General features: G+C 42.8%; 12 protein-coding genes, 1 pseudogene and 1 other annotated feature. Of the genes and pseudogenes, 2 read left to right on the forward strand and 11 right to left on the reverse strand.

Annotated elements, in window-relative coordinates:
- Positions 1-150: 150 nt before the first annotated feature.
- Entirely contained in the window at positions 151-855 is a 705-nt protein-coding gene (locus E4U82_RS12865) for a hypothetical protein (RefSeq protein ID WP_135110576.1), read from the reverse strand.
- 654 nt (positions 856-1,509) lie between these two features.
- Between E4U82_RS12865 and E4U82_RS12870 the strand changes: the two genes are divergently transcribed.
- Positions 1,510-2,475, forward strand: coding sequence for an LCP family protein (locus E4U82_RS12870; RefSeq protein ID WP_135110577.1), 966 nt, complete (start codon positions 1,510-1,512; stop codon positions 2,473-2,475).
- 93 nt (positions 2,476-2,568) lie between these two features.
- Here E4U82_RS12870 and proS read toward each other — a convergent pair whose 3' ends face one another.
- From proS to E4U82_RS12910, 8 genes are all read right to left on the reverse strand, one after another.
- Positions 2,569-3,966, reverse strand: a complete 1,398-nt coding sequence (gene proS / locus E4U82_RS12875) for a proline--tRNA ligase (RefSeq protein WP_245183584.1) — start codon at positions 3,964-3,966, stop codon at positions 2,569-2,571.
- A gap of 101 nt (positions 3,967-4,067) precedes the next feature.
- Positions 4,068-4,289 (reverse strand) — a binding site (T-box leader).
- A gap of 125 nt (positions 4,290-4,414) precedes the next feature.
- Entirely contained in the window at positions 4,415-6,004 is a 1,590-nt protein-coding gene (locus E4U82_RS12880) for a xylulokinase (RefSeq protein WP_135110579.1), read from the reverse strand.
- A 114-nt stretch (positions 6,005-6,118) separates the two neighbouring features.
- Complete coding sequence (glpX, locus tag E4U82_RS12885; protein WP_135110580.1) at positions 6,119-7,084, reverse strand: class II fructose-bisphosphatase; 966 nt, start codon at positions 7,082-7,084, stop codon at positions 6,119-6,121.
- A gap of 27 nt (positions 7,085-7,111) precedes the next feature.
- A complete protein-coding gene (rpiB, locus tag E4U82_RS12890; protein ID WP_135110581.1) occupies positions 7,112-7,588 on the reverse strand; it encodes a ribose 5-phosphate isomerase B in 477 nt (158 codons plus the stop codon).
- A 190-nt stretch (positions 7,589-7,778) separates the two neighbouring features.
- Positions 7,779-8,435, reverse strand: a complete 657-nt coding sequence (gene dhaL / locus E4U82_RS12895; RefSeq protein ID WP_135110582.1) for a dihydroxyacetone kinase subunit DhaL — start codon at positions 8,433-8,435, stop codon at positions 7,779-7,781.
- A gap of 217 nt (positions 8,436-8,652) precedes the next feature.
- Positions 8,653-9,657 carry a dihydroxyacetone kinase subunit DhaK gene (locus E4U82_RS12900; protein ID WP_135110583.1) on the reverse strand — a complete coding sequence of 335 codons (1,005 nt, stop codon included), beginning with the start codon at positions 9,655-9,657 and terminating at the stop codon, positions 8,653-8,655.
- Positions 9,658-9,887: 230 nt separating this feature from the next.
- A complete protein-coding gene (locus E4U82_RS12905) occupies positions 9,888-11,156 on the reverse strand; it encodes an MFS transporter (RefSeq protein ID WP_135110584.1) in 1,269 nt (422 codons plus the stop codon).
- A gap of 73 nt (positions 11,157-11,229) precedes the next feature.
- Positions 11,230-12,339 carry an MDR/zinc-dependent alcohol dehydrogenase-like family protein gene (locus tag E4U82_RS12910; RefSeq protein ID WP_167751409.1) on the reverse strand — a complete coding sequence of 370 codons (1,110 nt, stop codon included), beginning with the start codon at positions 12,337-12,339 and terminating at the stop codon, positions 11,230-11,232.
- Positions 12,340-12,600: 261 nt separating this feature from the next.
- Between E4U82_RS12910 and E4U82_RS12915 the strand changes: the two genes are divergently transcribed.
- Complete coding sequence (locus E4U82_RS12915) at positions 12,601-13,383, forward strand: DeoR/GlpR family DNA-binding transcription regulator (RefSeq protein ID WP_342447739.1); 783 nt, start codon at positions 12,601-12,603, stop codon at positions 13,381-13,383.
- 181 nt (positions 13,384-13,564) lie between these two features.
- Here the strand turns inward: E4U82_RS12915 and E4U82_RS12920 are convergent.
- Together E4U82_RS12920 and E4U82_RS12925 are read right to left on the reverse strand one after the other, a co-directional pair.
- Positions 13,565-13,810, reverse strand: a pseudogene (locus E4U82_RS12920) (VOC family protein); the annotation flags it as partial.
- A 6-nt stretch (positions 13,811-13,816) separates the two neighbouring features.
- Complete coding sequence (locus E4U82_RS12925; protein WP_245183582.1) at positions 13,817-14,158, reverse strand: hypothetical protein; 342 nt, start codon at positions 14,156-14,158, stop codon at positions 13,817-13,819.
- Positions 14,159-14,240 lie beyond the last annotated feature (82 nt).

Here is a 14,240-nt window from a genome sequence, read left to right on the forward strand (position 1 = left end):
CATACAAACCCTCCCGTTGCCGACGTAACATTAAAAGTCAGTGGCGGACACAATAGTTCAGCAGGGCGCCAAATGTACTACAACAGATGTCTAAACGCAATTCCAAGTAAAAAGTGGCGAATGTCTTAAATCAGACCGCCACTTTTTTTATTAATCCGTTTCAATTCTTTCGATTTTCTCTATGTAATTAATGATCTCTTCATTGGCAAATGGTTCTATTTCCACTGTGTCTGTATTTTGAGCAATATCCTCGGTGGCATTTTTTATTTCCTCTTTATCCACTTCACCAACCAACTTTTCATTCCAACGCGCAGGAACTTTATAAACATTGATAGTACCATCCCCGTTCCCGCTATAAGTGACGGCTCCATCTACTATGCGAGTGCCCTTCAACATAATCACATCTTCAGGATAGGTGGCACTTACGTCTTCGTGTTTAGGTCTAAGCGGTGTGCCGGCAGATTTTTTGATAACATACAACTTGTCGATCTCCGGATTTGGACCCAGTTGGTGCCAGATTCTTGCATATTCAATTTCTTCAGAGGAGTATTGGGATAAATCGACATCTTCATCGTTAGGTTCGTCTTTAGTCTTTGAGGATGTGGTATTCGATTCATCGTTTTCTGATTCATTAGATGAATGATTAGATTCGCTCTCTTTTATATCATCTGTGTCCGCTGGGTTCTCAGATTCATCTTTTTCCGTATCTGATGAATTCTCATCTGTTTCAGTCTCGACTGCAGATTCGTTGTGTTCTTTATTCGCTTCTTTGCTCTCAGAATCCTGACAAGCTGTGAAAACCAAAGCAACTAAAAGCAGAACTGCAAAATAAAACAGTACCTTGAATTTTCTCATTCTATCAACCTATCCTTTCATGTCTACAACCATATGAATTCGGGAACAAAAGAAAGCTCCAATTCATCATACATACTTTAATCTAAAATGACAAGATTTTGCAAATTATTTCTAATATTAAATGCAGAAAATTTTCGTTTATACTGCCTTCCTGTTTTAAATCGTTATATTCAACAGGAATGGGTGGTTCATGGATGAATTGTGAACTTTACTTAGCATTTTTCCAAATGGTTCGTTGGCCAGTATTGGAAAAATACCGATTACAATCATTGCACCATTTTAATGAAACGGTCAGAGGTTTTCTAAACCATTGACCTTAATACGTCTAGTGGGGGTAATCTTGCTACAAAATTCGGAGTTTTTATGATATGATAATATAGATGGTATTAAAGTACTATGTAAGGGGATTGAATTGAGGTTCCGATCGACCCCACACGACAGCTTGTTCAAACTTAGCGCCACCAGAAAATGCGCAATAGAAGTTTTTGAAATTATTACTCAAAGTAAACAGTCATCACTTCAGCACCCACATTTGTTCCCTTCGAATTAGTTCATGCACGGCCAAATCCATAAAGTTCGGAATACAGTGTGAACATGTACAAAATTTCGGAATTACAAGTATCGCTAGTAAACTATTAAGAGGGTAAAGATAAAATGAATGATAAAAGAGTAACAGTCAATAATAGAAAAAGAAAACGGAGAAAAAGAAATTTTTTTCTCCTAATATTAGCCGTTATATTTGTGGTTTTTTCGAGTATTTTTGGATATGCCTATCTTCAATACAGATCCGCATTAAGTGGGTCCAAAGCCGATGCCGGGGATTCTGAACAACAATCAGATACTGAATTTCATGGAGTGAAAGATAGATTTGGCAATATCAATGTACTATTAATGGGCGTTGACTCCAGAGGGGAGGAAAACTCTCGATCAGACAGTATTATGATTGCACAGTATAATCAGGACACCGAAACACCAAAAATTGTCTCCATAATGCGGGACAGTTATGTTAACATCCCTGGATACGGCATGAACAAAATTAACGCAGCGGAAGCCTTTGGAGGGCCGGAGTTAGTGCGTAAAACCATCAAAGAAAACTTTGATATAGATATTCAATATTACGCACAAATTGACTTTAAAGGTTTTACGAAAGTGATCGATAAGGTTTTCCCAGACGGCATTAACGTTGATGTTGAGAAAGATATGTCAAAAAATATCGATGTCTCTCTTTCCCAGGGAGAGCAGAATCTACATGGCAAAGAACTTCTGGGCTACGTTCGTTTCCGCCATGATGCAGAAAGTGACTTTGGCAGGGTAAAACGTCAACAAAAAGTATTGGGTATCCTTGCAGACGATATAATCAGCTTTCATGGTATCACACACCTTCCACAAATGGTTGGAACAATTCAGCCTTTTATCGATACGAATGTGGAAAATAGGTTAATTTTATCGATAGCCACCAGCATCATTAAAGATGATAGCAAAATTGAAACATTCCGTATTCCAATTGAAGATGGGTATAGAAACTCTCGTGTTTTGATTGGTACTGCTAATGCTGCAGTGCTTGAGCTGGACCTCGAAAAGAATCGTCAGGCTTTAAACGATTTTTTAAATACGGATTAACTTACGTTCGAAAGTAAAAACTCAGAGGTGGTGTTATCGATCACAGGCTCATAAAAATCGGGCAACTGCAAGCAGTCTCCCGATTTTTTTCATCTAATAGGCCCGTGCCCAATAAACCATCTCTTTCGCCTCTCTCCCGCAGCACACACAGGTATCCGAAACTTTTTCCTGCTCAAATGGAATGCAGCGGGATGTGGCGGACGTTTCTTCCTTAATTTTCTCTTCACATGCTTCATCACCGCACCACATGGCTTTGATGAATCCCGGTGACTCCTCCAGTGCTTGCTTAAACTCATCCATGTTGACAGCCGTTGTGGTCGTTTCCTCAAGATGTTCTTGGGCCTGGTCATAGAGATTACGCTGCACCTCTTCAAGCAGAGCCGGCAGCCGCTCCTCCAGCTCAGCCAATGGCACAAATTCCTTATCACCCGTATCGCGGCGGACAAGCACGACCTGGTCTTTTTCAATATCTTTCGGCCCCATCTCGATTCGGACAGGGATGCCTTTCATTTCATACTCATTAAATTTCCAGCCTGGTTTCTTATCACTACCGTCAATATCGACCCGTACAAGATTCTGCAGACGGTCACGCAGATCATAAGCTTTGTCCAAAACGCCTTCTTTATGCTGGGCAACCGGCACGATCATCGCCTGCGTCGGCGCAATGCGTGGTGGAATCACCAGTCCGCGGTTGTCGCCATGCACCATGATCAGTGCCCCCATAATCCGGGTGGACATGCCCCATGATGTCTGATGGACCGGTTTTTGCTCGCCGTTTTCATCCAGAAAATTAATATCAAACGCTTCAGCAAAGCCTGTACCCAAATAATGTGAAGTGCCGGATTGCAGCGCTTTGCCGTCGTGCATCAGACTTTCAATCGTTAAGGTGTAATCCGCACCGGCAAATTTCTCACTTTCGGTCTTTTTCCCGCGCAGGACAGGGAAGGCGAGATAGTTTTCACAAATATCGGCATAAATTTCGAACATCTGCTTAGTTTCTGCTTCAGCGTCTTCACGTGTTGCATGGGATGTGTGCCCTTCCTGCCATAAAAATTCAAGTGAACGCAGAAACGGACGGGTTGTTTTCTCCCAGCGGACAACGTTGCTCCACTGGTTGTACAGCTTCGGCAAATCACGGTAGGAATGGATGTTTTTCGAATAATACTCACCGAACAGCACTTCCGAGGTCGGCCTGACACAGATCCGCTCCGTCAGCTCTTCCTCCCCGCCGTGGGTCACCCAGGCCACTTCGGGGGCGAATCCTTCAATGTGATCTTTTTCCTTCTGCAGCATGCTTTCCGGAATAAACAATGGAAAATACACATTCGAATGGCCCGTTTCCTTAAATTTTTTGTCCAGTTCATCGCGGATATTTTCCCAGATGGCAAAACCGTATGGCTTGATGATCATCGTTCCGCGGACGTTTCCGTAATCAACCAGCTCCGCCTGTTTGACCACGTCCGTATACCACTGGGCAAAGTCGTCCTCCATCGCGGTAATTTTTTCAACGTATTGCTTGTTTTTCGCCAATTAAAACACTCCTTCAATAATATATGTAAAATCCTTCTTTATTAAAAAATCCTCCGTCCTGAAAAAGGGACCGAGGTCTGTGGTGGTACCACCCTTGTTTGCAGACGTCCATCGACTGCACACTTCATATCATAACGGTGTAAAACCGCGCACGTCTTTCGGCAAAAGCTGTCCTGACGGCGAACTCGGAGGCAGGTTCCAGTTGCGACTTTGGAAATTTTCACCAACCATTTCCTCTCTATCAAAGCCATGCAAACCGTACTAATCCTCATCAACGTTTCAGTTATTATACGTTATAATATAAAACGACGGGCGGTTAAAGTCAAGCCTGACCTGTACAGTGAATTTTTATGCCACCGATTTCAGAACCGCCTTCTGTATGGTTTCGACTATTCTAAACACGACCATGTCATTTCAAACGATCAACAGCTTTGCGTTCCACTTTCAGCATTTCCTTATAACGCACCAAATACTTTGCAAAGTTTCCCATTCCTTCTCTGCTGGGGTCGATCGTTTTTACCTCCTCAGATGAAAACGCCTCTTTGCTGAGGTAGTCTTCCAACGATTGTTTTTCCTGTTTATTCACGGAATAGGCTGCAAGTAATGCCATGCCCCAAGGCCCGCCTTCTCCTGCAGTTTTCATAACAGAAACGGGAACGCCAAGTGAATCAGCCATTAATTGCTGTCCAACATGCTCAGTTTTAAAATAGCCGCCATGCCCTAAAATAGAATCCAGCTGAATTTTTTCATGTTTTGTCAGAATATCCATCCCGATTTTTAATGTAGCCAAAGCTGAATAAATTTGTGTCCGCATAAAGTTCGGCAAACTCAGCTTACTGTTGGGCATCCGTGAGAATAGCGGACGTCCTTCTTCCAGCCCGGTAATCGGTTCGCCGGAATCATAATTACAGCTGACCATGCCGCCAACATCGGGATCCGCCTTCATCGCTTGCTGAAATAATACAGTCAATAATTCTTCCGTGTCCACGTTTACCCCATAGGCAGTCATTAATTCAGCAAACAACCCGGTCCAGGCATTAATATCTGACGTAAAATTATTACAGTGGACCATGGCAACAGGCTTTCCGGTTGGTGTGGTGACGATATCGATTTCCGGGTAATAATTGGATAACGCTTTTTCCAAAACTATCATCGCAAAAATAGAAGTACCCGCTGAGACATTCCCCGTACGTTCCGTGACACTGTTTGTTGCTGCCATGCCTGTACCGGCATCTCCTTCAGGCGGGCAAAAAAGGATCCCTGCCTGCAACGCCCCGGTAGTGTCCAGTAACGCTGCCCCTTCTTCCGTTAAAACGCCGGCCTCAGAACCTGCCGTTTGGACGTTGGGCAACATATTTTTCAAGGACCATTTATAACCAAATGGTGCCACCAAATCATCGAATTGTCCCAACATGCGGCTGTCATACGCAGCAAGTTCGGGGTCAATTGGAAACATCCCTGATGCTTCACCAACACCAAGCACTTTTTTCCCGGTCAGTTTCCAATGAACATAGCCGGCCAGTGTCGTGAGAAAGGCGATATCCTTTACATGATCTTCTTTGTTCAGCATCGCTTGGTACAGATGCGCCACACTCCACCGCAATGGAACATTAAATTGGAACCGTGATGTTAACGTTTCCGCCGCCTGTTTGGTCGATGTATTCCGCCACGTTCGGAATGGCGCCAATTGCCTTCCTGCTGAGTCAAATGGCAGGTATCCGTGCATCATTCCGGAAATGCCTATTGACCCTACTTCAGAAAGTTCCACACCATACTTTTCTTTCACTTCTTGAATAAGTTCCAGGTAAGCAGATTGCAAACCTTGCCAAACATCTTCCAAAAGGTAGGTCCATACGCCATTTTTGAAACGATTTTCCCATTTATACGATCCACTTGCGATTCGTGTATGATCCGGCCCGATCAATACTGCTTTGATTCGTGTAGAACCAAGCTCGATACCCAGTGCTGTTCTTTTAAGTGTCAATTTTTTCTGTTCCATATTTTCATCCTTCTATCAGTTAAACATAATAGGAATAAAAAGCCGCCCTTAAACTTTTATCCAAAGGCGGTTTAACATTTCATGACGTCATTCATTCCAGTTCCATTAGCTTCCTTACGATTCAATCGTTGCAGCCCTGGCTTCCTGCATCACATGTACGCTTTCAATATACCGTAGTCTCTTCTCTTTTCCGCTGATCAGGATGGATTGTGTCATATGCTGCCCGCTGTCTGTCTTAATTCCATTTAAAAGAAGATTATCGGTTATTCCTGTTGCGATGAAAGCACAATCGTCCGAGTTGACTAATTGGTGATGATACAAAGCACATTTTGGTTCTTTCATCCCCATCCGCAAACACCTTTTAACCTCGTCTTCACTTTGAGGGATCAGTCTTGCCTGCATTTCTCCACCCAAGGATTTCATTGCGACAGCGCTCAATACCCCCTCTGGTGCCCCGCCAATTCCGATAAACATATCAACATTCATATTTTTTATGCAGGTTGCTGTTGAATAAATAACATCCCCATCGCGAAACAGATGTACTTTTGCTCCCGCTTCTCTGATTGTCCGAATATATTCCTCATGTCTCGGCCTATCCTGAACATAAATATTTAATTCATTTACCTGTTTTCCGTTGGCCTCTGCTACCTTTTTCATGTTATCCTGCAAGGGTAATTCAATATCGATTTTTCCTTTGGCTTTTGGTCCAACGGCTATTTTCTCCATATACATGTCAGGTGCATGGAGTAATGAACCCTTGGGAGCAGCAGCTATGACCGTAATGGCATTCCGCTGTCCGTTAACAGTTGGCGTGGTCCCCTCAATCGGATCAACTGCAATATCCAATTCAGGACTGTTTCCTTTTCCCAGCTTCTCCCCGATAAACAGCATCGGGGCATCATCGATTTCACCTTCCCCTATGACCACCGTGCCACTGATAGGCAACAGATTGAATGTATCACGCATAACATTCGTTGCCGCATTATCAGCTGCGATTTTATCCCCGCTACCGATCCATGGCGACGCAGCAATGGCGGCTGATTCCGTGACATTTAAAAAATCTAATAACATTGATTTCATTGGATTGGCTCCTCCTGTATAGCAGCATTACTCTTCCATTGTTTCTTGAACACCCTTACCGGCGAATTCCTTTTCGATTTCATTAATCTTATCCACTTTTCGCTTGGAACCTTCTGCCCATTCAACGTTCAGGTATGCTCCCACTACTTTCTTTGCCACTTCAACGCCAATGATCTGAGCACCCATGGCTAATATCTGCGCGTTATTGCTTAACTGAGCCCTTTCAGCAGAATAGGTGTCATGGCATGTTGCTGCACGAATACCGGGATATTTGTTAGCGGAAATAGCTACACCTAACCCTGTTCCACAGATTAAAATGCCACGGTCCAACTCCCCTTCATTAATTGCCCGGGATACTTCATAGGCAACGTCCGGATAGTCAACTGCTTCACAGTCATGACAGCCATAATCAACAATTTTGTGTTCCGTATTTTGTTCAATAAATGCTTTAACCCCTTCTTTTAATTCATATCCATTGTGATCAGCACCAATTGCGATTTTCACGGTGAACGCCCCTTTCCATCTAAAGTAATTCCTCGTCTTATTTCATTTTACATTATTATTTTTTGTTTATCAATGTTTGTTTTCATTTATTATTGAATATATTCATTTTGAAATTCAAAAAAAAGAACCAGATAAACCCTGTTCTGATTCCTTTCATTTCTATTACAATCTCCATATAATGGATAGATTCCTAGCCAGCTTTTTGTGTTAAATCCTCAATCAACGCCAAAAAGGTAACCAAAAGGAAGTAGGCGGATGTTGCGCCCGGATCCTGGGCACCAATAGATCGGTCGCCCAAACGGCTGGAACGTCCCTTTTTCGATATAAGCTTTTTCGTTGAATGCATTCCTTCTTCCGCTTTCGTAACCGCTTCCCGAAAAATTGTAGAAAGATCTTCTGCTCCTTTGCCGTTTGCTTCCAGCGCATCAACAAAAGGAGCAAACGTATCAACCATCGTTTTGTCACCAATCTCTGCCCGGCCGCGCTCTTTCACGCCATTTCCGAAAGCAATCCAAAATGCAATAACGTCTTGATCGTTTAGGACCTCTTTCTTTTTGATTTGCTTAGCCCCTCGCATGAATCCCGTCGCATATAGCGGCCCGACAGAAGAACCGACTGCATTTAAAAATGTTTTTCCCACAGAGATGCTGATCTTACTGCAATCTGTTTCCTCCGCCAGTTCATGATCTAAATTCTCACGTACCGCCTGGAAGCCGATCGACATCGTAATACCATGGTCGCCATCACCAATTTTGCGGTCCAATTCACAAAGATAATCTTTCTCTGATTCAACCATCGTAATGACATTTTTTAAATAAGTTTTAAATTCTCTTGCTGTTATTTCCATTTCTATCCTCCTTACTTTTTAAGAAAAGCGCAGGACGCCTCGTTTACCCCCAAAAAACTTAAGCAAGAATTTGCAGTGGGGGTTTGCCACGTAAATTTCTGCTTAAGACATCGAGGGGGCAGGCGCTGGCCGGCTAAGTTCGGCACGTCCTGTACGTCGAAGCTGGACATGGCTATTGCTGACAAAGAGCTTCATATAGCCAAAAACTTTATACTTCTTATCTTTGAACAAACATCGGACAATCAACCGGGTGATCAACCGTTTGCTTCAATTCTTCATCCAACTTCATAATCGTTACGGAACAACCACCCATTTCCAAGGAGGTTATATAATCTCCTACATAGGAACGGTAAATACTTATGCCTAATTCATTTAAAAGTTGCTGGACCCGTCGGTAGACAATATACAATTCCATCCTTGGCGTCGAGCCGAGTCCATTAACCAGAACAGCTACTTCGTCTCCCCCAGTCAAAGGCTCATCTGCCAAAATATCCTGCACAAGTCGTTCAGCTACACGATCAGCTGATTCCAATTTCCCTTTTTCGATGCCTGGTTCACCATGATGTCCCAAACCGATTTCCATCTCATCGTCGCCAATTTCAAAGCTGGGCTCACCTGTCTGTGGAAGCGAACATGGCGTTAACCCGACTCCCATCGAACGTGTCTGTGCGTTTGCTTTTTCAGCAACACGCATAACATCGTTCAATTCGTACCCGAAGTCAGCAGCCGCACCTGTAGCTTTAAAGATAAAGAACTCACCAGCTATTCCGCGGCGTTTCTCTTTTTCTTCCTTAGGAGCAGATGCTACATCGTCTGTCCCCAACGCCTTCCTTACCTCTATGTCCTCTTCAAGGTCAGCCGACTCCGCGGCCATCCCAAAATTCATCACATCACCTGCATAGTTACCAAACAAAAAGGCAACTCCTGAACCTTGATCAATCGATTTAGTAACCTCCAGGATAGGGTCAGGTGATGGGGACGCGAAGATATTGCCTACCGCAACGCCATCGGCCATTCCTTGACCAACGTATCCCATAAATCCCGGTTCATGACCGGAACCACCACCAATCAGAACACCAACTTTTCGATTTTTGTCTGTCTTTTTCGTTACCAATGACCGCTTATTCGTCGGCAACTGACTCATATAATCGGAATGAGCCATAACATATCCCTCGATCATTTCCTCCACAACATCTACTGGACTATTCACCAATTTTTTCATTTTGCACCGCTCCCTTATTTCTAGTGCTGTTTTTATGCATTTCTTGAAAGGTAATAAAATTATAACATCACTACTGGACCAATCGACAGAAATTTTCGGATTTTGCATAGCATTCGACGTATTAAAGGAAGTGCGAGTGTCCTTTGGGAACAAATCCCCCTGCCACAAACAGGGGATTTGTTTTATTGTCTGTCGGCAATAGTTTCATTCATCCAATACCTGCTTTCTTTTCATGTAACGACTTCGGTCTCATCAACTTCATCAAGTGTCCTCGCGTTATTCGGCAGTTTAACCCAAATCATCATAATGGTGCTGGCAAAATATAGGCCACTCAAAATCCACGTCACACCGACCGCGCCGACAAGGCCATAAAACACCGTCACGATGGCCGGGCCAACAAAGACACACAAACCAGCCCCTAAGTTCAGAATCGACATGGCTGCACCTTTTTCTTCTTTGACCAATGAAGGAACCAGTGCAGAAATCGGAACATAACCTGCCAGGCAGGCCCCCCATAAAATACCTATGATTGTCATGACAGTAAGGTTGCCCCCGACGATTTGCGGTGTATAATAGAGCAGTAGCGTAAACACACCACAACCAATACCGCCGACCCACATAATCGTATTACGCCAGCCCAGTCTGTCCCCAACGACACCAAAAACGAGGTTGAAGGCAATATTGGAAAGGAAGATTGCACTCCAGATCCCCAGCCAGGTTGTCGTTGGAATGCCATATGCTGCTAAGTATGTCGGCAAAAATACCGGAAAGGCATATTGTGCAGCCTGGTTGATAACCCGAACGATACCTGCCACACCTACTTTCGGCTCCCTCACAACAATCGTTATACCACGAGCCAGCTCCTTCAGCTGTTCAGCTCCTTTCGCTGTAGATGTTCTTTCTAATTTGTCGCGATTGACGATCAATGCAAAGAACCCGCCGAGCAACACCCAAAAAATGGACGACCACAGCGTATTAATGTAGCCAAGATTCGCGACGGCCCATGCTGAAAAACCGGCTCCAAGGACATTCATCCCGCCTGAGAAAACAAACCAGAACCAGCCGACAGCTTTACCGAGCCTTTTTTGTGGTGTTCGATAAGTAATCCAGACCAGAAAACCATAAGCAAATAGCGGATAACCAATACCGCGAATCATATACGTTGGAAACATGACCATATAATCTAAATTACTAACCCCGAATCCGACAAATGCCGAATGTCCAACAACATAGGCAATCAAGCCCCAAAGCATGACTTTTCTGGCCCCGAACATGTCAATCAACACACCGGAAAACCAGGAGGCAATCGCAATCATAACCCCATATCCGGTAACTAATGCAGAAGTATGTGTCACTGATAGCCCTTGCTCGACAAGATAAGGTGAAATAAAGGCTACTTCAAGCCCATCTCCCATCATAAAAATAAGAACGCCTAAAAATCCCCACGAAATTTTACTGTTAATCCCCATTCTATCAAGAAAATTCCCACTATTTAACATAAAAATCTCCCTCCCCTATAAACAAGATGTTTCGGAGGAGGGGATAGGATCCCCCTCCACGTTTCTTAAATGATTAAGGTTCTAAAACAATTTTAAGTGATTGATCACCCTTCTTCATGAGTTCAAAGCCTTTTTCAAATTCCTCAAGAGGAAGTTTGTGTGTAACAACACCTTCAGTTGGCAGGGTCCCATCTGTAATACCATCAATGACGGTCGGATAGCAATACGGCCCCAAGTGTGATCCTAAAAGATCCAATTCTTTCCGGTCACTGATAATACTCCAGTCGACCGTTACCGGATCACCAAACACGCTGAATTCTACAAAGCGCCCTAACTTACGAATCATAGACAGACCCTGTTCAACCGATTTAGGATTGCCGGTTGCTTCGATATAAATATCACAGCCATAACCGTCTGTCATCTCTTTAATTTCTTTTTCCACATCCACCTTGCCAGGGTTTAAAACGAGATCTGCTCCGAATTTCCTGGCCAATTCCAATCGATCATCTTTCATATCCAGCACAACTATCTTTTTGGGATTCTTTCTCCTTAAAGCGGCTACCATTCCCAAGCCGAGCGTGCCCGCTCCGGATAACACCACGATATCATCAAGCTTGGCATCTGCTCGCTCAACAGCGTGCATACTGCAGGCATATGGCTCAATTAAAACGGCTTTTTCCAGGGGGAGCTCTTCTGGCACTTTATAGTTGATCCCTTCTTTTGTAAACTTCATGTATTCGGCCATTCCCCCGTTAACGTTGTTCTGGAACCCGTACAGATCATGCCTTTCACACATCCAGTATTCACCCCTGTTGCAAAAACGGCAATTCTCACATGGTACAATTTGTTCCGAAATGACCCGATCGCCAATTTCAAAATCCTTTACTGCATCACCTTTTTGAACAATCCTGCCAATAAATTCATGTCCTGGTATCATCGGTGCTTTAATATAAGGTGGCTGTTTCTCATCTCCCCAAAAACTCGGGGCACCGCCATAGGCCTTGAGATCTCCTGCACATATTCCGCAGCCTTCCAGTTGAATAATCATTTCCTGATCATTTTCCAGTTCCGGCGTTTTTACTTCTTCAAACCTGTAATCCTCAGGCGCATAGGCCACTATCGCATGCATGGTCTCCGGTATTTCTTTTCCCTGCCCCTGTTTTGCTACTTCTGTCTGACTCATGACCATTCCCCTTTCGTATAATAGAAATCCACCCTGTTTTCCTGATGACTTGTCATATCGATTACAACAAACGTGATTGTAACCGCTATCAATTTATGGTTTAATTTTATCACTTGCTTTCATTATGTCAATGATTATTTTCATTTTCTTTTAAATAATTTTATTTGGGATCGATTAAACTAGACAAAGTAGAATTAACACATTATTATTGATAAAAAAGATAAAATGAAATAACATTGTCTTAGGAGTAAAGTTGAGGGTGTGGATATTGTCATGAAAATGTTTGCAAGTGAACGCAGAGAAAAAATCACACAACTTTTAAAAAGTGAAAAACGGGCAACGGTGAAAGGATTAGCGAAAGAAATCGGTGTCTCGGAAGCTACACTTAGAACGGATTTATCCAGAATGGAAATGGATGGACTCTTAACGAGAACACACGGTGGAGCTGTGCTTAATGAAGAAGACAACGATACCAGCTTTGCCGTTCGTGAAAAGAAAAACAGGCGGGAAAAATTGCAAATCGCACAAAGGGCTTTTAGCATGATTGAAGAAAAGCAATGTATTTTATTGGATGCCAGTTCGACCGCACTGGAATTGGCTCGCTGTATAAAAAATAAAACGATTCGTTTGACAGTGGTTACGACCGGCCTGCAGGCAGCCTTAGAACTAAATCAAAACCCGGATGTTACGGTGATCATGGTTGGTGGACTTGTTACGAAAGGGTCAGGTTCTATCGAAGGAACACTTGGGATAAGCTTGCTTGATTATGTCAATATCGATATCATGTTCACGTCAGCCAACGGACTTTCGGCAGAAAACGGTTTAGCAGACTTCAATTTGTATGAAGTACAATTGAAAAAAGCCATCATATTAAAAGCGGAATCCGTTGTCGCCCTCATTGATTCTTCTAAAATTGAAAAAAGCTCCAGTGCCGTGTTCGCATCACTGGATCAAATCGATAAAGTCATTACTGATAAGGCTCTTTCAAACGATGTATCAAGAAAACTGGACAATAAACAGGTTGATGTGATCATCTCCGGTTAACTGTGGTGGCAGCCCTCAACAATATTATCGTGTTTGGTTGCAAATTTTTTACGTCCCTACTCCATTCTCATACCCGAAAGCACCATGAGAATGGATTGATAGCAGTCTCATCAAGCTGGCATAAACCTTACTATTATTGTTTATGGAAAAAGTGGGATTGGATGGAACTCTTGATTTGTGTTTACCAAGAAAAAACATTAGCTAGCTGTTTATAATAATCTAACCTATCCTGCAAAGTGCCGGTATGAAATTCGAATTTATGGCCATCGGGATCGGTGAAATAGATAGATTTTTTGTCTCTTTCATCTCTAGGACGACCAGTTAGGATGTTTACGCCCAATTTCTTCAATTTGCTATATATGCTATCAAAATCTGTTTCTTTAATTGAAAAAGCTACATGTGTATACGACTGACTTTTTTCATCGCGGGAATATTAATATTCCAACTGGCGCAAGTATAAAAGAATTTCACTTTCATTCAATTTTTTAATGTTATATTTGCGGATCTTGCTGTCAATTTTCTTTTGTTGCTTACTTCCCTTGCTAAAGAAATTGATAATATGAAAAAACAATCCTCCCCAAATGCCAGCCCAACCACGAAATCCCAGCTGAAATGTCATTTCTTCCGTTTCCGTAAGCGGCAGTTGCGTATTTTCCTCGAACTCTTTTTTATAGTCTCCCTGAATCATAATATAATCTTCTTTGTTCTTTAACGCAGAAAGCAAATCTCTGGCGTTATCAACAATAAAGCAATCATCCATCTGTTTATAATCCAATGAATTTACCCCTTTTAATGAATCAGTTTATTTTAATTCAATATTAGCATAATTCATTCGACAAATAAATATATACGAGGCA

Origin of the sequence: Lentibacillus salicampi (assembly GCF_004565465.1) — a bacterium.
In the GTDB taxonomy this organism is placed as follows: domain Bacteria; phylum Bacillota; class Bacilli; order Bacillales; family Amphibacillaceae; genus Lentibacillus; species Lentibacillus salicampi.

Bases quoted from the DNA above. Each gene is read 5' to 3' on its own strand.
- E4U82_RS12865 (WP_135110576.1), bottom strand. From the start codon at position 855: ATGAGAAAATTCAAGGTACTGTTTTATTTTGCAGTTCTGCTTTTAGTT.
- E4U82_RS12870 (WP_135110577.1), top strand. From the start codon at position 1,510: ATGAATGATAAAAGAGTAACAGTCAATAATAGAAAAAGAAAACGGAGA.
- proS (WP_245183584.1), bottom strand. From the start codon at position 3,966: ATGGAGGACGACTTTGCCCAGTGGTATACGGACGTGGTCAAACAGGCG.
- E4U82_RS12880 (WP_135110579.1), bottom strand. From the start codon at position 6,004: ATGGAACAGAAAAAATTGACACTTAAAAGAACAGCACTGGGTATCGAG.
- glpX (WP_135110580.1), bottom strand. From the start codon at position 7,084: ATGAAATCAATGTTATTAGATTTTTTAAATGTCACGGAATCAGCCGCC.
- dhaL (WP_135110582.1), bottom strand. From the start codon at position 8,435: ATGGAAATAACAGCAAGAGAATTTAAAACTTATTTAAAAAATGTCATT.
- E4U82_RS12900 (WP_135110583.1), bottom strand. From the start codon at position 9,657: ATGAAAAAATTGGTGAATAGTCCAGTAGATGTTGTGGAGGAAATGATC.
- E4U82_RS12905 (WP_135110584.1), bottom strand. From the start codon at position 11,156: ATGTTAAATAGTGGGAATTTTCTTGATAGAATGGGGATTAACAGTAAA.
- E4U82_RS12910 (WP_167751409.1), bottom strand. From the start codon at position 12,339: ATGAGTCAGACAGAAGTAGCAAAACAGGGGCAGGGAAAAGAAATACCG.